At 51.7% G+C, this 21,177-nt stretch carries 22 protein-coding genes; 7 read left to right on the top strand and 15 right to left on the bottom strand.

From position 1 onward, the window contains the following. Positions 1–41 precede the first annotated feature (41 nt). The 3 genes from mglC to mglB all read right to left on the bottom strand — a co-directional run bounded on the left by mglC (position 42) and on the right by mglB (position 3,628). The gene (gene mglC, locus H511_RS0109480; protein WP_027252072.1) at positions 42–1,052 is read right to left on the bottom strand and encodes a galactose/methyl galactoside ABC transporter permease MglC; all 1,011 of its coding nucleotides are present in this window, start codon (positions 1,050–1,052) and stop codon (positions 42–44) included. Between the two features lie 11 nt (positions 1,053–1,063). After that, a complete protein-coding gene (gene mglA / locus H511_RS0109475) occupies positions 1,064–2,572 on the bottom strand; it encodes a galactose/methyl galactoside ABC transporter ATP-binding protein MglA (RefSeq protein WP_027252071.1) in 1,509 nt (502 codons plus the stop codon). Between the two features lie 78 nt (positions 2,573–2,650). After that, positions 2,651–3,628, bottom strand: a complete 978-nt coding sequence (gene mglB, locus H511_RS0109470; protein WP_027252070.1) for a galactose/glucose ABC transporter substrate-binding protein MglB — start codon at positions 3,626–3,628, stop codon at positions 2,651–2,653. A 704-nt stretch (positions 3,629–4,332) separates the two neighbouring features. Here mglB and H511_RS0109460 point away from each other — a divergent pair. Further along, entirely contained in the window at positions 4,333–6,030 is a 1,698-nt protein-coding gene (locus tag H511_RS0109460) for a BCCT family transporter (RefSeq protein ID WP_027252069.1), read from the top strand. A gap of 67 nt (positions 6,031–6,097) precedes the next feature. Continuing rightward, positions 6,098–6,469, top strand: coding sequence for a hypothetical protein (locus H511_RS0109455; RefSeq protein ID WP_027252068.1), 372 nt, complete (start codon positions 6,098–6,100; stop codon positions 6,467–6,469). Positions 6,470–6,543: 74 nt separating this feature from the next. On the opposite strand, the gene H511_RS0109450 is transcribed toward H511_RS0109455, so the two are convergent. From H511_RS0109450 to kynA, 4 genes are all read right to left on the bottom strand, one after another. Beyond that, positions 6,544–7,158, bottom strand: a complete 615-nt coding sequence (locus H511_RS0109450) for an MliC family protein (RefSeq protein WP_027252067.1) — start codon at positions 7,156–7,158, stop codon at positions 6,544–6,546. A 276-nt stretch (positions 7,159–7,434) separates the two neighbouring features. After that, positions 7,435–8,676 (bottom strand): kynureninase, encoded by a 1,242-nt coding sequence (gene kynU, locus H511_RS0109445; protein ID WP_027252066.1) that lies wholly within the window; start codon positions 8,674–8,676, stop codon positions 7,435–7,437. A 28-nt stretch (positions 8,677–8,704) separates the two neighbouring features. Further along, on the bottom strand, positions 8,705–9,334 hold the full coding sequence (gene kynB / locus H511_RS0109440; protein ID WP_027252065.1) for an arylformamidase: 630 nt from the start codon (positions 9,332–9,334) through the stop codon (positions 8,705–8,707). Next, on the bottom strand, positions 9,327–10,205 hold the full coding sequence (gene kynA / locus H511_RS0109435) for a tryptophan 2,3-dioxygenase (RefSeq protein WP_027252064.1): 879 nt from the start codon (positions 10,203–10,205) through the stop codon (positions 9,327–9,329). Before kynA ends, kynB begins: the two co-directional genes overlap by 8 nt. Before the next feature lie 116 nt (positions 10,206–10,321). Here kynA and H511_RS0109430 point away from each other — a divergent pair, with 116 nt between their 5' ends. Continuing rightward, positions 10,322–11,227, top strand: coding sequence for a LysR family transcriptional regulator (locus H511_RS0109430; RefSeq protein ID WP_338091527.1), 906 nt, complete (start codon positions 10,322–10,324; stop codon positions 11,225–11,227). Here H511_RS0109430 and H511_RS23065 read toward each other — a convergent pair. The 7 genes from H511_RS23065 to H511_RS0109395 all read right to left on the bottom strand — a co-directional run bounded on the left by H511_RS23065 (position 11,190) and on the right by H511_RS0109395 (position 15,611). Continuing rightward, a complete protein-coding gene (locus H511_RS23065) occupies positions 11,190–11,678 on the bottom strand; it encodes a GNAT family N-acetyltransferase (protein ID WP_051288035.1) in 489 nt (162 codons plus the stop codon). The two genes, H511_RS0109430 and H511_RS23065, sit on opposite strands and share 38 nt — an antisense overlap. Positions 11,679–11,714: 36 nt before the next feature. Further along, positions 11,715–12,131 carry an NUDIX hydrolase gene (locus H511_RS0109420; RefSeq protein WP_036759415.1) on the bottom strand — a complete coding sequence of 139 codons (417 nt, stop codon included), beginning with the start codon at positions 12,129–12,131 and terminating at the stop codon, positions 11,715–11,717. Then, entirely contained in the window at positions 12,131–12,559 is a 429-nt protein-coding gene (locus H511_RS0109415; RefSeq protein WP_027252061.1) for a VOC family protein, read from the bottom strand. The genes H511_RS0109420 and H511_RS0109415 overlap by 1 nt, the downstream gene beginning before the upstream one ends. Then, entirely contained in the window at positions 12,556–13,059 is a 504-nt protein-coding gene (locus H511_RS0109410; protein ID WP_027252060.1) for a P-loop nucleotide/nucleoside kinase family protein, read from the bottom strand. The genes H511_RS0109415 and H511_RS0109410 overlap by 4 nt, the downstream gene beginning before the upstream one ends. Before the next feature lie 36 nt (positions 13,060–13,095). Then, on the bottom strand, positions 13,096–13,845 hold the full coding sequence (locus tag H511_RS0109405) for a PhzF family phenazine biosynthesis protein (protein ID WP_027252059.1): 750 nt from the start codon (positions 13,843–13,845) through the stop codon (positions 13,096–13,098). 3 nt (positions 13,846–13,848) lie between these two features. Next, positions 13,849–14,448, bottom strand: coding sequence for a DJ-1/PfpI family protein (locus tag H511_RS0109400; protein WP_027252058.1), 600 nt, complete (start codon positions 14,446–14,448; stop codon positions 13,849–13,851). Positions 14,449–14,543: 95 nt separating this feature from the next. Next, positions 14,544–15,611: an endonuclease/exonuclease/phosphatase family protein gene (locus H511_RS0109395; RefSeq protein ID WP_027252057.1), complete on the bottom strand. Its 1,068-nt coding sequence runs from the start codon at positions 15,609–15,611 to the stop codon at positions 14,544–14,546. A gap of 302 nt (positions 15,612–15,913) precedes the next feature. On the opposite strand from H511_RS0109395, the gene H511_RS0109390 reads away from it, so the two are divergent. The 4 genes from H511_RS0109390 (at position 15,914) to H511_RS23055 (ending at position 20,919) form a co-directional block, all read left to right on the top strand. Beyond that, entirely contained in the window at positions 15,914–18,019 is a 2,106-nt protein-coding gene (locus H511_RS0109390; RefSeq protein WP_027252056.1) for a TonB-dependent siderophore receptor, read from the top strand. Between the two features lie 88 nt (positions 18,020–18,107). Then, positions 18,108–18,959: a Fe(3+) dicitrate ABC transporter substrate-binding protein gene (locus H511_RS23060; RefSeq protein ID WP_051288033.1), complete on the top strand. Its 852-nt coding sequence runs from the start codon at positions 18,108–18,110 to the stop codon at positions 18,957–18,959. A 47-nt stretch (positions 18,960–19,006) separates the two neighbouring features. Then, positions 19,007–20,008 carry an iron chelate uptake ABC transporter family permease subunit gene (locus H511_RS0109380; RefSeq protein ID WP_027252055.1) on the top strand — a complete coding sequence of 334 codons (1,002 nt, stop codon included), beginning with the start codon at positions 19,007–19,009 and terminating at the stop codon, positions 20,006–20,008. Next, positions 20,005–20,919, top strand: a complete 915-nt coding sequence (locus tag H511_RS23055; protein ID WP_051288031.1) for an iron chelate uptake ABC transporter family permease subunit — start codon at positions 20,005–20,007, stop codon at positions 20,917–20,919. The genes H511_RS0109380 and H511_RS23055 overlap by 4 nt, the downstream gene beginning before the upstream one ends. Positions 20,920–20,936: 17 nt before the next feature. Here H511_RS23055 and H511_RS0109370 read toward each other — a convergent pair. Further along, the coding region (locus H511_RS0109370) for a transposase (protein ID WP_162144609.1) at positions 20,937–21,177 on the bottom strand (241 nt) is incomplete at its 5' end.

Genomic DNA, 21,177 nt, shown 5'->3' with positions numbered 1-21,177 from the left:
CCAGGATAAAAAGACTGATGCGCTGTCTGCATAGGGTTCGATTATTTCTTGTTGGCGTACTTCATTGAGTCGAGGGCGACCGCAAAGATGATGATGCCGCCTTTAATGATGTACTGCCAGTAAGGGCTGACACCAATATAGGTCATACCGTAATTGATGATGGTAAAAATCAGCACCCCGGTTACCACACCGATCACACTGCCGACGCCACCGGCGAAGGACACTCCGCCAACCACACAGGCCGCGATGGCATCCAGCTCATACATGAAGCCCAGGTTGTTGGTTGCAGAGCCGATACGCCCTGCTTCCAGCATGCCGCCGAAGGCGTAAAACACACCAGACAGCGCGTAAATCTTCAGCAGCGTTACCGGCACATTCACACCCGAGACTTTCGCCGCTTCCGGGTTGCCGCCAATGGCGAAAATATTCTTGCCGAACACCGTCTTGTTCCACAGCACCCACACCAGGCCAATGGCAATAATGGCGTAGAAGGTCAGGTAAGAGAGCCTGAAGCTGCCCAGCCTGATGAACCCCTGTGCAAACTCTGAGAAGCGCGGGTCAAAACCGGCGATTGGCGAGGCACCCACTGAGTCAAAATACAGCGAGTTCACCCCGTAGACGATGATCATAGTACCCAGCGTGGCAATAAACGGCGTTACCCGCATGTAGGCCACGATGAAGCCGTTCACCAAACCTATCAGGGCGCCGACGGCACAAACCGCAATAATGACAGCAACGATTGGGATCTGACCCAGATCCGGGAAAACTTTGTTGACGTTATCTGATGCCTGCAGCAAAGTCGCAGACAGCACCGCTGCCAGTCCCACCTGGCGGCCGGCTGACAAGTCTGTGCCCTGAGTAATAATCAGGCCAGCCACACCCAGTGCGATGATGATACGAACGGACGACTGGGTAAGAATATTACTTAAGTTTCTCAAACTTAAAAAAGACGGTTCCTGAATCACTATGATAGCGAGCAGAATAAAAAGCACTGCATAAATACCGCCGGCTTTAAGGTAGCGCATCATGCTTAATTTTTTTAATGTTTCCATGTTAATAACCCTTACAGATAGCGGGAAGCAAGGCTGAGAATTTCACTTTGTGTCGTATTTCTGGTCTCGACAATACCTGCTGCACGGCCATTACTCATCACCAGAATACGATCTGTTATTCCTAACAACTCAGGCATTTCAGACGAAATAATAATGATGCCTTTATCTTTTTTCGCCAGTTCTAATATCAGCTGATAAATTTCAAACTTGGCGCCAACATCAATGCCGCGAGTGGGTTCATCCAGCATCAGTATTTCAGGTCCGGTTAATAACCAGCGCCCGATAATAACTTTTTGCTGATTGCCTCCTGATAAAGAACCTATGGTGGTTTTATGTGAAGGCGTTTTTACCCGCATCGAGTCAATGACCCACTGAGTATCACTCGACATTTTTTTATTGCTGAGTAAACCTGTGCTTTGCTTATAATCGTCCAGGTTGGCAATCAAAGCATTAAATCGGATATCGAGGTTGGCGTATATCCCGGTTGAGCGACGCTCTTCTGTCACCAGGGCAAAGCCGTTTTTAATGGCTTCATGCGCGTCACGGTTAGCCACAGACCTGCCGTGCAGCAGGATTTCGCCGTCACTGCGCTCACGAATACCAAACAAGGTTTCAACCACATCTGTCCGCTTGGACCCCACAAGACCAGCTATGCCAAGCACTTCGCCTTTGCGTAACTCAAAACTGACATCTTTGATCGAAGGCTGATTCAGTGCGGTCAGGTTCTTCACTGCCAGAATGGGTTCTTTCGGTGTGTTATCTTTTTCAGGAAAGCGCTGCGTCAGTTCACGGCCGACCATCATGCTGATAATGTCATCCATGTTCAGGCCTTCCAGCGGTCGGGTAGCAATCCATTGACCGTCTCGCAATATCGTAATTTCGTCACAAATCGAAAAGATCTCTTCCATTTTGTGCGAAATATAAATAATGCCGCAGCCTTTGTCTTTCAGCTTATTAATAATCGTAAACAGATGGTTTACTTCTTTTTCAGTCAGAGAAGAAGTCGGTTCATCCATAATCACGATTTTGGCATTATATGAAAACGCTTTGGCAATCTCGACCATTTGCATTTGAGAGACGGAAAGTGTCGAGACTTTTACTTTCGGATCGATATCAATATCTAATTCTTCAAAAACACGCTTGGTTTCTTCATACATTTTATTCTGGTCAACAAACAGTCCTTTTTTGGGGTACCTGCCTAACCATATATTATCCATCACTGTGCGTTGCAGGACCTGGTTTAATTCCTGATGAACCATAGAAACGCCAGATTCCAGCGCTTCTTTCGATGACTGGAAATTGACCGGTTTACCCAGAAAGACAATCTCACCTTCATCTTTCTCGTAAATACCAAACAGGCACTTCAATAAGGTCGATTTCCCGGCCCCGTTCTCCCCCATTAAGGCATGAATAGAATGAGGACGGACGTTGAGATTGACATTATCCAGGGCTTTTACGCCGGGAAATTCCTTGCTGATCCCTGACATCTCCAGCAGGAATTCATCATTTTGTATTGTCATACAGTCTTACCAATGTGCGGCTGGAAGCCCGGAGAGGCGGTAGCATGCCCCTCCAGGCCCGGATGGAACAAGGCGTGGTTATTTCAAGGTGCTGGCATCAACACCGACGTAAGGAACGCGAACCACTTTGTTCACCACTTTCCAGTGGGTGCCTTCCGTTGCCGAACGGCCGTTGGCAAGGTTACGTGCCAGCTCAAACGTCGCTTTGGCCTGATTCTGGGCATCATTGAGTACCGTACCGGCCAGTTCACCTTTTTTGATCATACTCAGTGCTTCATCCAGTGCGTCGACACCAAATACAGGGAGCTGGCTTTTACCTACGGCTTTAAGAGATTCCACAGCGCCCATCGCCATACCGTCATTATTTGCAATCACAACTTCGATCTTGTTGCCGTTCGGACCCGAGATCCAGGCGTCCATTTTATCTTTGGCCATCGCGGTATCCCACATACCTGTATCCATGTGCAGTTGCTGGGTTTCGATACCGTTGTCGTTGATGGTCTTCACCGAATAAGTGGTACGGGCTTCTGCATCAGGATGGCCCGGTTCGCCTTTCAGCATCACAAACTGCAGCTTGCCGTCTTTGTTCAGGTCCCATTCCGGATGCGCTTTCCATTGCTTAGCAATCAGGTTGCCCTGAATGACACCCGACTCTTTTGAATCTGTACCTACATAATACGCTTTGTCATAGCTTGCCAGAACGGCGGCACTCGGTTCTTTGTTGTAGAACACAACCGGCACATCATCCATTTTCGCTTTACTGATCACAACCGGTGCTGCCGCCGGGTCAACCAGATTAATCGCCAGCGCCTGAACGCCCCTTGCCAGCATGATGTCGATCTGATCGTTCTGCATTGACTGACTGTTTTGTGAGTCATTCATCATGACGCGGGTATCACCGTCCTGATTGGCTTCTTTTTCAATCGCCTGGCGCACAACCGACATAAAGTTGTCGTCATATTTATACACAGTCACGCCGACTGTGGTGCCTGCTGTAGCTGATGAAGCGAGTGTAACGCCCGCGCAAAGGGTTGCTAGCAAGGTTAATTTTTTCATCAAACTCGTCCTGTATTCATTATTGGTATACGACTGGGTGTAGGGTTGAGGCCATGCGATTCACTTCGCTTATCCGACCTAACAGCGGCGAGTCTAACCTGACAAAGGTTAATAAAAAGTGATCAGCAGCAAAAATGTAAACGTTTCCCCAGCACAGATAAAACCTCCGTTATGTAACAAACCTCTCTGGCAGGTATCAAAACAGCATAATGGAATGATTGGCAGGACACATGGACAGCAATAAAAACAAAGTATTTAAAATCAGCAATTTAAACAAATTAAGCATCGAATACAGAGAATTACAAAGGGTTGAAACGGACCACTGCAGCCCTTTCCACTCCATTTTTGTAACAAAAACCACCCAGATGAGCCTCACAAAATGTGCAGAAACATCATGACAGCCTAAGGTTAGCCCAGCGAGGACTGATCGAGCGGATAAAAGAAATGCGCGGGAATTCAAACTGAATGTGTAAACGATACCAAAATATTGCTATCACTATATCCGGCCAATCACGGTCAAACACAGCCGGCGAGAATCGGCTTTGAATCAACGCGGTTTGACAGCTCGGCTATACTAAGCTCGTAATCGGCACTATGGATCGGCATTGGTTTTCCGGACGTTATGCTCTGTGAATTAACAATACGACTCATATACAACCCAGCTCACGGACGAATCACACACCCATTTTTGTGCGGAGGCCGCGATGTCGTCCACCAAATTCAATGACATCATAGATAAACCTACTTTTTTCGGTTCCCTCTTTCTGTTATTGGCCGTGACCTTGCCTTTAGTTTTCTTTCCTGAGGCTGGTGCGGCCTGGGTGCTGAGCGCCAAGGATTTTGTGACCGATAAGCTTGGCGTGCTCTATCTGATTCTCGGCCTGGGTGCGTTTCTCTTTATGGTGTATATCACCTTCAGTGATATCGGCCAGATCAAACTGGGTACGCCAGAGGAAAACCCGGAGTTTTCGACCTTCTCCTGGGCTGCAATGCTGTTTTGCTCTGGTATTGGCGCGTCGATTCTTTACTGGTCGATGATTGAGTGGGCTTACTATTATCAGACCCCGCCTTTCGACATTCCCGGCGGTACGCACGAAGCCGCCAAATGGGCAGTCACCTACGGCATTTTCCACTGGGGGCCGCTGGCCTGGTCTATTTATCTGATCCCTGCGCTGCCGATTGCCTATTTCTATTATGTCCGTAACCACAGCGTCCTGAAAATCAGTGAAGCCTTAATGCCGGTACTGGGTGAAGAGCGGGCACGCGGATGGCTGGGTAAGCTCATCGATGTGTTTTTTATCTTCGGTATGCTGGGAGGCGGTGCAACCACCCTCGGCCTTGCCGCTCCGCTAATTAATCAGGGCGCCCATGAACTTCTCGGTGTACCGAACAATCTCTATACACGCATTGGCGTGTTAATTGTCTGTACTGCCATTTTCGGTTACAGCGCTTATGCCGGTCTGAAAAAAGGCATCCAGTTACTGTCTAATATCAACATGTGGCTGGCCGTCGGCATCTTGCTGTTCATATTTATTACCGGACCCACTCTCTTCATGCTGAACACCGGGCTGGATTCACTGGGCCGAATGATCGGCAACCTGTTCGAAATGGCGACCTGGACAGAGCCATTTGCCCAGTTTCAGCAGTTCCCGGACACCCATTTCCCGCAGGACTGGACCATTTTCTACTGGGCCTGGTGGCTGGTTTTCGCACCCAGCGTGGGGCTGTTTATCGCCCGTATATCCAAGGGACGAACCATAAAAGCCATGGTTGTCGGCTCGATTTTTTTCGGCACCCTGGGCTGTTTCCTGTTTTTCATGATCATGGGTAATTACGGTATTTATCTGCAACTTTCCGGGCAGTTAGATGTTATTTCCATACTGAACAATCAGGGCGCCACTGCCGCGATTTTCGCCATGCTGCACACCCTGGCCCTCAGTAAACTGGTGGTTCTCGCCTTTACCATACTGGCGGTGATCTTCACCGCCACCACCTTTGATTCTATTTCCTATATTCTGGCTGCTGTGGTGCAAAAAGAGATAGATGAAGAGCCGGCGCGCTGGAACCGTCTGTTCTGGGCATTTGCTCTGTCTGTCATGCCCATTACCCTGATGTTCATCGGGGGGCTGGATACCCTGCAGACAGCCAGTGTGATCGGGGGCGTACCATTGCTTATTGTTGCTTTGCTGTTGTGCATTTCCATTATTCGCGCAGCGCACTTTGATCTTCGCTATCAACCCGATTATGAGGACAAAGAAATCTATATCGAAGAATTGCCGGATGACGACCCATGGACCGAAGAGGGTTCCTGGGATCAGGAAGGGCCGGAAGAGCACGGTGTATCACATGATGACAAACCTCATATTGAGGGGGATCCGGACAGCCATCCGTCAAGGTTGTAAGACCTATTCTCTGTACCGGCCAGGTACAGACCCCTGTTGACTTTTCTCCCATGACAGGAGAGCGGATATGAGATTGCTGATTGGCCTGATAGGCGTAGCCGTCGCGTTTTCAGGTTTGGTTATTGCCGCAGAGCCCAGACTGATTCTGGACTTTATCGACAGACACAAAAAACAGCTCTGGCTGCATTTTGTGGCGGTTGCCGTGCGACTGCTGATTGGCTATCTGTTAATTGAGTATGCTGATAGTACCGATATGCCCTTGGTGGTCGCCGCTATCGGCTGGATATCCATTATTGCGGCGATTTTTCTGTTAATTCTTGGCAGAGGGAACTTTAAAAAACTCATCAGCTGGGCCGTTGATCTTAACGACATTCAGGGACGACTGGCAGGCATATTTGCAGCACTGTTCGGTGCTTTTATGGTGTATATCATTTTGTAAACGTGAACCCGATATTGACTGCAGGAAGCATGTTTTATCAAGCTACGGCTTCATCGCGCTCATGCATCATCGTGCTAGGGCTTCACTTTGCAGTTGAGCTCTGGCGCACCGTATCCCCAGATGACGGTTGCTTCGCCCTGATGCTCCCACAGGCTTTCATTGCGTCCGACATATTTAGTGCCGCTGGCGCTTTGCTGCTGATACATCAGTGAGACACTGTCACCCCGTTCGGCAATCAGGGTTGGCGGATCCGTCGGATAGTAAGTCGCAGTCACTTCACTGCCCGGTTGATCCGTACACAGATAGGTGACGCTTGCTGTTACCTCAATTAAGCCATACCTGGCCTGCAACTCAGCAATACGCCGCTGATATTCAGACTTAGCACATGACTTTTTATCATCGGCTTTCCAGCATTCATTGCGGCCTTTCACCCAGCCTCTCTGCTCTGCTTTCAAGGTGGGGGGATGCTCATTAGTGGCTTTGTCAGCAGCCTGCTTATAGACCTCAGACAGCTTGGTATCTAACGCCGCTAATTCTTGGTCCTGACAAATCATCGCCTCAATACTGCCATCTGCCACACCGGTGCAGTCAAACGATGGCTGTGCTGCTTTAACCTGATGATATACCAGAACAGCTGCAGCACTGAGACTGAAAACCACCCAGCCAACTCTGAATTTTCTGATTTTCATCCGGACTCCTGAACGGATCAGCCTGCTCCCCATCAACTATAGGCAATCAGAGGCTGTCCGTCAGGTATAACGACCAGAAGCAAAAAAGCCGGGACATATGCTGCGCCCGGCTTTATCGCCACGTGACAGAATTCGGGTTGACCCGTTCAGTCGGCCTGCCGCAGGCAGGCCACCTGCGTTAGCCGCTGTATTGATTGATGCGGTCGCATTCTTTGCATCTCAGTTCGCCCTTTTACTTTGATAATTATCATTCTGCACCTCGCACAGATCTGAACATCAGGTCACTGCGGTGAGCTTTTTGAATGCCGCCTGATCCCAGCAATCGTTCGCCATGATATCAACCAGCGCATCCACACAATCCCAGAGATCGACATAGCGAACATACAGCGGCGTGAAGCCGAAACGAAGGATATCCGGTGCACGGAAATCGCCGATGATATTGCGTGCAATCAAGGCCTGCATGATGGCGAAGCCCTGCTCGTGTGTCAGGGAAACCTGACTGCCCCGCACCGCCGGATCTTTTGACGATGCCAGCCCGAAGCCGTACTGACTGCAGCGCTGTTCAATCAGCTCAATAAACAACTGGCCCATGCGAAGGGACTTTTCACGGATCTGGTGCATGTCAGCCGAGGCCATGATATCCACCCCCACTTCCAGCAGGCTGGCACCAACAACAGGCGTGGTACCACACAAAGTGCGCGCAATACCCGGTGCCGCTTCATAGTCATCCCGCATCGCAAAGGGATTGGCGTGACCAAACCAGCCGCTCAGTGGTTGTTGCAACTGTGCCTGATGGCGCTTGGCAACAAACAGGAAACCCGGTGCGCCCGGACCACCATTGAGATATTTGTAGCCGCAACCAATGGCAAAGTCGGCGCCCACCTGATTTAACTGCACAGGCACAGCGCCTGTGCTGTGGCTGAGATCCCAGATCACCAGGGCGCCTTTTTCGTGCGCACGGGCTGTAATGGCCGCCATATCAAACATGGCACCACTCTTGTAATGCACATGGGTCAGCACCACGACAGCCGTGTCTTCATCGATGGCATCCAGAATGTTATCGCGATGCGCAGTCACCAGGTTCACTTTGCCGTCCAGAAACTGTTCCAGTCCTTGCAAGATATAAAGATCCGTCGGGAAGTTGCCCGGTTCAGACAGTATTTTACGGCGCCCTGCGTTCAGCTTCACCGCCGCTGCCGCCATCTTGAACAGGTTGACAGAGGTGGAGTCCGCCACGATCACTTCGCCGTCGTCTGCCCCAATCAGACCGGCTATTTTATCTCCCACCCGGTGTGGTATGCGGATCCAGTCGTGGGTGTTCCAGCTGCGGATCAAGCCCTGACCCCACTGCTCTTCCACCACTTGCCGGGCTTTTTCTTTTGCCGCCTTTGGTAACATTCCCAGGGAATTACCGTTGAGATAGATGTGCCCGGCGGGCACATCAAACTGATCCCGATAATCGGCAAGGGGATCGACGCGATCCAGCTCTTCAAAATAGGCTCTGTCCAGTGTTTGCATGTTCAATGACTCCTGATTTATCCGATGGCTAGACAACACTGCGCAACAGTGCCCGTACGGGGGAAGCATCCAGCGAATCCAGTTTTAACGGCGGTGCTATCAGCTCATACTCTCCGGCAGGCACGTCATCCAATACCAGACCTTCCAATATCGCCATGCGATGGCGCTTCACCGCATTGTGGGCACTCATGGTTTTCGAGGTTTGGGGATCCAACGACGGACTGTCGATACCTATCAGACAGGCACCGCGCTCTGCGAGTAGATCGATTGTCTCTGAGGCTACCGCCGTAAAATCAGACCGCCACTCATGGTGAGGAAACTGCAGGTAGGTTTTGAAAATCACCCGCTCGACCTGATCCGGCAGCTGATCAATGATGTCCTGCGGTTTTACCCAGCCGACTGACCGGGTGGCATCAATCACCACACACGGGCCGATGTAATAATCCAGGCTGACCGCTTCCATGGTTTTACCCTGTGCATCGTAATGCGCAGGCGCATCGGCATGGGTGCCTGAGTGACACGACAGAGAAAACTGACCGACGTTGACCGGGCACTCCTCGCTCATTTCCCAGTGGAAATGCGAAGAAAATGCCGTATCGCCCGGCCAGACCGGTAAACCCTGTCGCAGCGTTTGCGAAATATCCCAGATTTTAGCCATGCTTCGGTCCTTCAATAGAGGTACGCACCGACCACAATTCCGGGAAAAATTGCAGTTCCAATGCTTTGTTGAGGTATTTCACCCCCGAGGTGCCGCCCGTGCCGCGACGATAGCCAATGATGCGCTCAACCGTTTTCATGTGGCTGAAACGCCATTTCTGGAAATTGAACTCCATGTCGACCAGCTTTTCGGCCAGCTCATAGAGATCCCAGTATTCGTTGCTGTTGTTGTAGATTTCCGCCCAGATGCGTTCAATGGCTTCGCTTGCCTGATACGGCTGGGAGAAGTCGCGGTCGAGGTGAGACTCAGGCACATCGAATCCGCGGGCTTTGAGCAACTGCAGCGTGATGTCATAAATGCTGGGCGCATGAAGCACAGATTTCAGGTGATCGTAATATTTCGGGTGCGCGCGGTGGGCCTGAATCATGGCCTCATTTTTGTTACCGAGCAGAAATTCCAGTTCGCGGTACTGATAAGACTGAAAGCCAGAGCTCTGACCCAGTTCATCGCGGAAGCTGGCATAATCGGCCGGCGTCATGGTGGCCAGCACTTCCCAGGCATTCAGCATCTGAGACTGAATGCGTGCCATGCGGCTCATCATTTTAAAGGCCGGGCGCAGCTTGTCCTGGCGAATATTCTCCACCGCCCCATAGGCTTCGTGCAGACAAAGCTTCATCCATAATTCAGACACCTGATGAATGACCACAAATAACATTTCGTCGTGTTGTTGAGTAACCGGGTGCTGGCAGGAGAGTAATGGTCCCAGGGCGAGATACTGCCCGTAGCTCATGTCCTGATCCCAATGCACTTTTTCATTGTCCAGGTCCACTTTCAGCGTGGGCGCAGTCTGATTTTTATCCATTTTGTTCATCAACTATTTCCTTGCCTGTCAGAGGCTATTGACCATTCATTTATTAGTTTACGAGACGCCTTTTTAACTGTAAATTTCATAAAATATTCAAAACTCATTAACTTTTTTCATACATCATGGCTACAAAAATCAGTACAAGACACTTGCAAATGATAATGGCTGTGGCAAAGGCAGGCAGTGTGTCTGAAGCAGCCAGTCAGATTGGCCTGACGCAATCTGCGCTCAGCCACCGCATTCGTGAAGCAGAACGCTTGTTAAATACCGAGCTGTTTTACCGCCAGCATAAGAAGCTCATTCCGACCAGCGCAGGGAAACGGCTGCTGTTATCTGCCACTGTGGTCCTCAGTGAGCTGGAACGGGCTGAAAATGACATCGACAAGCTGTCGGTGGGGATAGAGCACGTGATTCGGGTGGGTAATGAAGCCTACGGCGGTTACCATTGGCTGCCGCCCTTTATTAAGCTGTTTAATCAGGACTTTCCCAGCTATTCGGTCGAAATCATTCCCGATGTCTCTCTCGATCCGTTTACGGCTTTACGCAACGGTACGATAGACATTTCTATTGTCTCCGGCACGGTGACCCAGACTGGCTTCCGGGTGCTGAAACTGTTTCGGGATGAAATGATCGCTGTGATGCATAAAGACCATCCGAATGCCGGCAAAGCCTGGCTGACGCCACAGGAAATCGCCGCCGATACTTACATTACTTATCACACCACACCCGGTCCCGGGCGCGAATACGAACAACTGTTCAGCCCTAATCACCTGTTGCCGCCGAAAGTCATCAGGGCTGGTGTGACCGAAGCGGTCGTGGAATTTGTCAGAGCAGGTATGGGGATTACGATCATGCCAGGCTGGGTGATAAAGCCGTACCTGAAAAGCGGCGAGCTGCGGACAGCCCGAGTCACAGAGCAAGGGCTCTACCTGAACTGGCAAGCCCTGATTCGGAAGGATGAACGCTCAGATTCGCCCATAGTGACGTTTGCTAAAGCACTGAAGCGGACGGATCTGCCGGCGCTGTAACTGTGGAGGCCATTGTCAGTGACATGGGCTGGTATCGCAGGCCGGCAAGCTCTGCCGCCGCACCCGTTTTCTGAAATCCCTGCGCCTGATAAAAAGAGACTGAATTCAGTGAAGCACGCACGGTGAGCTCAGCATGACGCACCTGTTGAAGTAAAACCTGCAGCAACTGAGTCGCAATGCCGTTTCCCTGCCAATCCGGCAGCACAAATAACATCGCCAGATGCGCCCCTTGTTTGAGTTCTGCCATACCAAGAATTTTGCCCTGTTGCTCATACACCAGCATCAGGTTGTCTTCCTGCAGGCGAAGCAACAGTGCTTCTTTTGAGGCCACTTTAAAGAAAGTATGGATACCGGCCGGGGCGAGTTGCTTTGCCGCACTTGCCAGAAACGCACTTTTCACTAATGCCTCGACCTCTTCAGCATCGTCTGCCGTCATCACTCTGATTGCCATGCGCTTCCCCTTGCTGCCAAAATCCAATCAATATGCTTACTGCCGCTCTTTCAACATAGGTAAAATCACACGTCTGTACTCCGCCAGCGCAATGTTATCCGCCGCTACGGTGGCAGCGTCTGGTTCATGGAGTGATGTCCAGATCACCGCTTCCGCTTCCTGTGCCGACAGCTCACCCGTCCAGTCAGTCACTACATAATAATGCAGCCGTTGTAACTCTGTGGTGGGATGATACAGCGTACACAGCGGAAAATAGGCCATCGGCGTCACCGTCAGCTCTTCGGCAACTTCACGGTGCAGCGCCTGCTCCAGGCTTTCTCCTGCTTCGACATGCCCACCGGGAATGGCCATCAGGCCAGGATCAACTACTTTGCTCAGCTTGCGCTTTTCAAGCAATACCTCTTCACCGCGTATCAGCAAAAATGACACGCAATCATGTACTTCTCTTTGCATTATTCTGCTCTTCCTCTTCTCGCCATGGGATGCTCCGGGTGCAATTGCAGCAAATCCCACAAGTTACCGTACAAGTCTTCAAACACCGCGACTGTGCCGTAGTCCTGCTCCTGAGGCGGACGCACAAACCGGATGCCGTCAGACACCATACGCTCATAATCGCGCCAGAAATCGTCTGTGCTCAGAAACAGAAATACCCGGCCTCCGGCCTGATTGCCGATAAAATCGCGCTGTTCAGGTTTTGACGCTCTCGCCAGCAGCACAGTGACACCGTTGGAACCCGGTGGCGACACCACCACCCAGCGCTTATCCTGTTCGGGTTGATAGCTGTCTTCGATCACGTCAAATTTAAGCTTATTGACGTAAAAGTCGATCGCTTCATCGTAGTCATCGACGACCAGGGCAATATGCACTATGGCCTGTTTCATATGGAGGTATCCTGTTTATACTGCTGAATAATAAAGCCTTCGCTGCTTTGCGGCGGCTCAAAAAAACGGGTAATCGCATCAAACGCTTCATCCGTGGTAAACGGGCTGCCCGCAGGCAAATCCTGACTGCGAATTTTCAGCTGCGCTTTGCATACCTCGTCCGGTTTGTCGACATAATGCAGGCGGTGATCAACACCTGTCGCGGCAATCAAGCCGGTAAACCACTGACGCTGCGATACCGTATTGGCCGGGAAATCCAGCACAACAGATATCCCTTTAGCGAGCAAATCCTGAACATGCGGCTGTAAGGTTTTCTTTAGCCGCTCTGAATACCGGATGTAATCAGCCAGACTGTGAACCTCTTGCGGGTATAAGGTGCTGAGCCACTCATCTTCTACCAGCAACACGGCCTGATGCGTTTTGGCAATCTGTGCCGCTAAGGTGGATTTTCCCGCAGCCATTTTACCGCACATAAAATGCAGTGTAGGAATCGCAGTCATTCGCTTCTCCCTGTGGTTAGCCTGCTCTTCAGGCATTCAGACTGCTCCGCTCGGTTCAAACCGATACACCTTACCGCCAACCCATAGTTGCCCTTCGGTTGCCTCCAGGTGGATCAGATTAGGGTATTCCGGATAGCCCATGTGAACGAAAGCCGGTTGTTCCAAAGGCAAAGGCAGCGCCGCACAACATACCGCGCAAGCCGGATCCTCCGGAATGTTATATAAGGGGTTAGAGGCTCTGGCATGCCAGCCGTCGCCCGTGGACACATACAACACATAGCCACTGAAGTTTTTCCCCTGATTCCATGCCGCCAGTGCATCCAGATCAAAACGGACGGCATTTAAGGCTGAGAGGTCTTTCAGTTCGATACACCATTTGGGTTTACCGGCACTGTAGAGCCCGGCTTTGAGGATCTGGCTGGCATCCAGGCCAAACCAGCCAGGTTGAGGTTGACCGGTAAAATCGGGGGATACAGCGGTCGGCAAGGCCATACTAACGCTGACCACATCTCCGGATTTTCGTACGTCGCTGATGCCCGCCCCGGTTTCGACACGAAACGCAGCCTGGGCAATATGGCTTGCCGCACCCAGTAGTGCGTGACCGCAAATCGGCGCTTCTTTTGAGTCCGGGTAAAAGAAACGAAACCGGACATCAGCATGCTCGCTGGACGAAATCACAACAGTGACAGGAATACCAGAATCCCTCGGGTTTTCCGGTACTTCAGAGATCGCCATCAGATTACCGCCCACATCCTTGCGCTTACCAAATACGTTATAAATATGCATCTTTCAGTCCAGATAGGGTTCAACAACAGACAAACAACGATTTACCGTGTCTTCTTTCTCTCCGACCGGAGCCACATAGTGGATTGCGTTTTTAGCAGCCTCCACACTCGCTAATTTCGCGATGAGCCAGGTTGCAAGATACTGAGATGCCAGACAGCCTCCTGCTGTTGCGACCGACTGGGATGCATGAAAAGGTTGCTCAAGCACCACTAATCCGGCGTCCATCGCCCAGGGCTGAGTGGTCAGGTCGGTACAGACAGATGCGTTATCCAAAATGCCCAGTGCCGGTAACAGCAGCACACCAGAACACTGAGTGGCAATCAGCTGTTTTTGCGGGTTCAGCGTTAATGTGCTCATTAGTGATTGGTCGGCAACGATCTGTCGGGTCAGCGACCCGCTGCCGATGATGACTGCATCGGCCTGATTGGCGTAGGCCAGAGGTTGGTGGGCGGAGATGGTCAGTCCGTTCATTGAGGTTACTGTCGGTGTGGGACTGGTGATCTGCACCTGCCAGTTCTCGCTTTTGACCCGATTCAGTATTGAGTAAGCAACCAGCGAATCCAGTTCATTGAATCCTTCGAAAGTCAGTATGGCTATTTTCATTGCAGCATCCTTTGCAAAGCGGAGTGATACGCTAGATTAACGAAAGACAGATTACCCTGATTTAACAGCCAGTTGCCAGCCCGAATTCACCCGGTTCATTGTCCCGGACGCGGCACATTTTCATCGCTGACATTCTGCTCCTGAATAATCTCTTCCGCCCACTCCTCATCTTCCGCCTCAGCTTGCAGGCCGTTTTCCTTTTGTGCGGCAGACGGTTCAAGATACAGCTCAGTAAATAATGCGAAATGATCCGATCCGATAGACGGCAGACGCTGAATCTGGCGAAGTCTGAAATGGTGGCTGTGGAAGATGTGATCCAAAGGCCAGCGCAGAAACGGATAGTCGGCATGGAAGGTATTAAACATGCCCCGCCCCACACGCGGGTCCAGTAATCCGCTGATCTTTCGAAATAACCGCGTGGTCGACGACCAGGCAACATCGTTCAGATCACCGGTCACAATAATCGGCTGTGCGCTGTCAGATACACTGCGTGCCACCAGTATCAGCTCGGCATCTCGTTCGGCCGAGGCCGGATTTTCAGTCGGGCTTGGCGGGGCTGGATGCAGAAAATGCATTCTGATTTTTTCGCCGCAGGGAAGCATCATCAACGCATGCATGGAAGGCACATCGTCTTCGATCAAAAATTCAACACTGGTATCCTCTAAAGGAAACCGGGCATAAACATGCATGCCGTAGAGATTATCCAGGGGGCACTTCATGGTATAAGGCAGCTGAGTTTCAAGTGTATCCAACTGAGACTGCCACCAGTCATCCGATTCCAGCGTCACCAGCACATCGGCCTGATACTGATGCACCAATGTGATTAACTTATTCGCCTGACGGTTCGGTGTCAGCACATTGGCTGTGATGATTCGCAGCCGCCTATGGCTGTTTTCACCGTTCGCCGTCTTCACCTCCTGACGCCAGAGCCGCGTATAAGGCAGAATCCACCACAGCTGCCAGCCCAGACACACAAAGCACACCACAATCACCAGCCAGTGTGATTGAGCAAAAGCATTAGCAATCAGCAGAAACAAGGCAAACACCGCCAGTTGCAGACGAGGAAAATCCCAGCCGCGCACCAGCCAGTGCGGATGCCGCCATAAGGGCAGCAGCGTGACAATAACAAGTAACAACGTCAGAATCGTTAGCGCATCAACCATAACATTTGCTCTGAAACCCAACATTCACCATTCGGCCCATGCAGAAAGGTATTGCTTCCTGCCCTAAGTATTGAGTTTAGAAGGTGTTTTCACACTGGGGATATTTCAGCATCAACTTGAGCGCCAGGTTCACTTTTCTCTGACCGGTTAATAGCCCTATCAGGCACTCTGTTGCCGCAATCATTCAGCCAATGGCAAAATCGAATTCTATTTATGCCTTTTGTCAATAAATATATTGTAATGAGAATTAAACTCAGTTAGATTCCCGAACCTTCAATGACAACTTATAATAAGCAAACACAATGAAGGCGAATGCCAGATACCAATCACTGCTTTTGGCTGCAATAGCCAGTTATACCGTGCCGGTTTTTGCGGCAGATACAACACAATCCACGACGCCGGAAGATACCGAAACGATTACCGTATATGGTCGGGCACTGTCCATGTACCGGGCGCAGGAAACCAGCTTTGCCACCAAAACCCCAACAGCAATCGACGATACACCGCAATCCGTTCAGGTGCTGCCGCAACAGCTGATTGAGGATCAGGGTGCGCGCCAGGTGACTGACCTGTACCGCTCTATCAGTGGTGTGAGCCAGTACTCTTATTCCGGTGTGACGTTCCGTGGCTTCCGTCAGGACGAGATTTTGTACGATGGGGTTCGCGGAGATCCGTTTAATGGATTTGCGATCCCCCAGTTGTTTAATATCGAGCAGGTAGAAGTTCTCAAAGGGCCTGCAGCAGCAGTAACAGGCAGTGGTGAACCCGGTGGTGTGGTGAACTATGTCACCAAAAAACCGACCTACCACACGCAGCGACGTGTCTCGGTCACGGGGGGAAATCAGGATTTTGTCAGCGGCAGCGTTGAACTGTCAGGTTCAGTGAACGCAGAGCAATCTCAGCGTTACCGTGTCGGTATTTATCAGGATCATGAAAACCCGTCTCGCCAAAATACCGATGTCCGTAACCGAATCATCGACTTGGGCTATGCCTGGGATATCACAAACCAAACCACAGTAACGGCACAGCTGACTGATATCCAGCAGCACTATGGCGGAGCCCGTTTACGTGGGGTGCCGGCAGATGATCAGGGTAACTTCCTGGCCGACATTGACTGGAATGCCAACGAAGCCTCCGATTATCAGGACTTAGACGCGCAAGTGTATCAGGTGCGTGTCGATCAGTATTTGAACGACTGGCTGAGCGGCAATGTGACCCTGCGTTATTACAAAAATAACGAAACGCAGAAATACCATGAACCGGCCGGTCTGGTCGATACCGACAGTGACGGTATCCCGGACTGGAGCAAACGTGAATACCGTGATCAGATTCGTCAGAACAAAGCGGGGTCGCTCACAGCTAACCTGATTGCAGAGCTGGGTGATCACACGCTGTTACTGGGTGGTGATTACTATCGCATTGATGAAGATTATCTTTACTACCGGGCCAGAGAAAAAAATGGCGTCACCGGGCTGAGCCTGAACGATCCAGCCTATGGCAATGATCCGGCCAGCTATCAACTGTCGCTGGCAAAACAAACCGCTTCTGAGTCGGAACGCTACGGTGTGTACGTCCAGGACCAGTGGGACATCACCGGGCGCTGGAATGTCCTGGCGGGCCTTCGTCTGGATGGCTTCAAGGATCAGGTCACTGATCAGGTGAAAAACACGGTCAGCGAATACAAAGGAACGGGCTGGTCTTACCGTTTGGGATCGACCTACCAAATCAGTGAACAGCTGCACCCTTATGCGGTCGTCGCGACCGGTTTTGTGCCGCAGAATGCCGCCAGTCAGGCCGCCTCAAACGGTGGACCTTTCGACCCGGAAGAGAGCCTGATGTATGAAACGGGACTGCGCAGTTACTGGCTTGATAATGCCGTCAACGTCAACCTGGCATTCTACCGCATCATCAAAGAAAACATTCTGCAGACCGATCCGGCAGATACTGATCGCTCAGTGGCTTACGGCAAAGTGCGCAGCCAGGGTGCAGAAATAGATGTGCTGGCAGATCTGACCGAAAACTGGACTGCAAACCTCAGCTACGCCTACAACGATGTGGCAGTGAAACAAGCCTATGACGGTGTGGCAGATGGCGAAGACGGCCGTTTTGCCAATGCGCCACATCAGCAGCTTGGCCTCTGGACGCGCTACGATATTGTCGTACTTAACTCTGCCATTGGTTTTGGCGCCGACTATGTCAGCAAGCAATATAACCAAAGTGGTCAAATCGTAAAGCCATACACAGTGTTCGATGCTTCGTGGCAGACTCACTGGCAGGACTGGCAGTTCCAGCTCAATGTGAAGAATCTGTTTGATAAGGAATACGCCGTCAGTGGCTTTATTGACCGGACCGGGCATTTTCCTGGCGAGTCGCGCCGGCTTTACCTCACCGCAAGTTACGATTTTTAATACGACAGGTCTGGCGATATGCCAGACCTTCGCTGTTTTAGGCAGCGGTTTTTCTGATCTTGAATAGTGATAATTACAGGTATCGACAATGAAATGGTTTTCTTTGGCTGCATGGATCACAGCGCTGATCGGCGGGACGATAAGTTTTTTTGCTTCGGCGGTGACGGTCACAGACAGTCAGGGGGAATTTACCCTGGAGACTGTGCCCAGCCGGATTGTCGCACTGGAGTTTTCTTTTGTTGACGCCCTGGCGGCGGTGGATGTCAGTCCGGTCGGCATTGCAGACGATAATGACCCCAGCCGGATACTGCCGGCCGTGCGTAAAAAGCTGGCAGCCTGGCAATCTGTCGGGACCCGATCTCAGCCAAGCCTGGAAGTGATTGCATCACTCAAGCCGGACTTAATTATTGCGGATGTGGATCGCCATTCGGCCGTCTATCGGGACCTCACTAAAATTGCGCCAACCTTATTATTACCCTCACGTCGGGAAACCTATCAGGATAACCTCAGGTCGGCTGCCATTATCGGTAAGGTAATCGGTAAAGCTCAGCAGATGGCAACACGTTTGAAGCAACATGACCAGTTGATGCAGCACTACGCGCAACAACTCACTTCACTGCGCGGGCAAAGTGTGCAATTTGGCGTAGCTCGCGAAAATGGTTTTTATGCGCACGCTTCCGACTCGTATGCCGGTGGAGTAATCGCCGCACTGGGACTGGCATCACCCGCCATGCTGAAACATGAAAATGCGTCTCGCCAAATCAGCCTGGAGCAATTGCTGGCGCTAAACCCGGACTACCTGATTGTCGGGGATTACACTGCCAATACCCTAGTTGACCAATGGAAAAAGCAGCCACTCTGGCAAGTGCTGAATGCGGTACGTAGCCAGCATGTGGTCAGTGTCGATGGCAATATGTGGGCACGTTGCCGGGGCATTTGAGCAGCCGAATACATGGCGGCCGATCTGGTAAATCTGGTTCAGTTGCCATGAAGGGATCGCGTCACCGGCAATTCGCGAGTGTCATGCTCACTCTGTTGTTGCTTTTTGCAACCGTAGCCTGGTTGTCGTTATTTACCTTTTCCCCGGTTCCGGTTTCCGGACGTGATGCGATTGAAGCTTTGTACCAGCCGGATTGGCAAAAAGTGGCCCATATCATAGTGCAGGATATTCGTTTACCACGGATGCTGGAAGCTGGATTGGTCGGGGCCAGCCTGGCCTGCGCCGGTGCGTTAATGCAGGGACTCACCCGAAACCCGCTGGCCTCACCCAGTTTGTTTGGTGTGAACGCCGGTGCCGCGTTAGGCATGGCACTGGTGACAACCGTGTTTGCCGTTTCTTCTCCGGTAACCGGCCCGGTCGCTGCTATGCTCGGCGGCCTGAGTGCCTGGGTGCTGGTGATGATACTCGGCGGTGCCTGGAAAATGGGCGCTGAACGTGGCCAACTGGTTCTGGCGGGGATCGCAATTTCAGCTCTGTGCGGGGCGCTGACCAAAGCCAGCGTCATTCTGGTAGAAGATCAGGCAGCCAGCGTAATGACCTGGCTTGCCGGGTCATTTGCCAATGTCCGCTGGGAAACCTTGCAGTGGAGCTGGCCGTGGCTGATCAGTGCCTTGAGTCTGAGTGTGCTGCTGGCACCGAAAATCAATCTGCTGGCAATGGGCGATGAGCGCGTGAAGAGCCTCGGCGTGAATCTGACCGTGCTGCGTGCGCTGATCGGCCTGGCGGTGCTGGTACTGGTGGGTATCAGTGTTTCCAATGTCGGCGCGATTGCATTTGTCGGGCTGGTAGTACCGCACATGGCACGGCTGATGGTGGGTTACGATCATCGCATCATGTTGCCTGTTGCCATGCTTCTGGGCGCAACCCTGACACTGACCGCCGATATTCTCAGCCGGGCTGTCGTATTCCCGACCGAGACACCGGCAGGTGCGGTACTGGCCCTGATTGGAGCGCCTTACTTTTTGTATTTAGTGAGGAAACAACCATGAGCCACCCTCTCCGACCCATTGCATTTCTTTTAGTGCTCCTGATGTTTTCAGCACTGGGCAGCTTACTTTGGGGCGCCGTAAATCTGACTTTTGTTCAGGTCAGCCACGGCTTTGTGGCATCCAGCGAGCACTATTTCACTGTGTTCGAATACCGCTTTCCACGCATTCTTATTGCATTGCTGGTGGGTGCAATGCTGGCCAGTGCCGGTGTACTGATTCAGGGAGTGATACGTAATCCCCTTGCATCACCGGATATTCTTGGTGTAAGCCATGGTGCCGGGCTGGCAGCCGTAGCACTGATGACACTGTTTCCCACCCTGTCGGTATACTGGCTGCCGGGCGCCGCACTGGCCGGAGGGTTGCTTTCCGTCGTGATTTTAGCTTTGGTGTGCGGAAGGAAGATGGCACCGGTACGCTTAGCTATTACGGGTGTAGCACTGGCAGCATTGTACGGCAGCGCCATTGATTTCCTGATGCTTACGCAACCTCTTGAAATCAATAATGCCTTGCTCTGGTTGACCGGCAGTTTGTGGGGAAGAGGCTGGTCACAACTGACGATGCTCTGGCCATGGTGGTGTTTATTACCGCTTGTATTGTGGCTGAGCCATGCGCTGAATCTGCTGACGCTGGGTGATGAGCGGGCAACCAGCCTGGGTATTTCGGTGTTCTGGGTCAGGGTCGGCGCATTGCTGGTGGCGGTGGCCTGGACTTCCGCAGCAGTTGCGGTATGCGGCCCCCTGAGCTTTCTGGGATTAGTGGCACCGCATCTGGCACGCCAGCTCGTTGGCGGCCGCCATCAGATCCTGCTGCCGACAGCCATGCTGGTGGGAGCATTACTGCTGCTGGTGGCTGATTTACTGGCACGTACCATTGATCCACCGCTGGAGCTTCCCGCCGGAGGGTGTTCATAGTTCTGTGTCAGCATAAGTCACAGATCCACATATTGATCGACCCTGTTCGGGAAGTGGAGGCTCAATTGGGATAACGTCAGATTCCAGTTCTGTACCGGATGCGTCCACTTCTCGGAAGCCTTCAACATCCCCGCATAGAGCAGCTTCAGCAAGCTGGTTTCGTTAGCGAAGCCGCCCTTGGTTTTGGTCAGCTTGCGGAACTGACGGTGCACCGCCTCAACCGCATTGGTGGTGTAGATGGCCCGCCGGATCTGCTCG

It is taken from the genome of Photobacterium halotolerans DSM 18316, from assembly GCF_000425165.1.
GTDB classification, from domain to species: domain Bacteria; phylum Pseudomonadota; class Gammaproteobacteria; order Enterobacterales; family Vibrionaceae; genus Photobacterium; species Photobacterium halotolerans.
The sequence above is the reverse complement of the archived record's forward strand: the minus strand, read 5'-3'. Positions and strand labels throughout refer to the sequence as shown.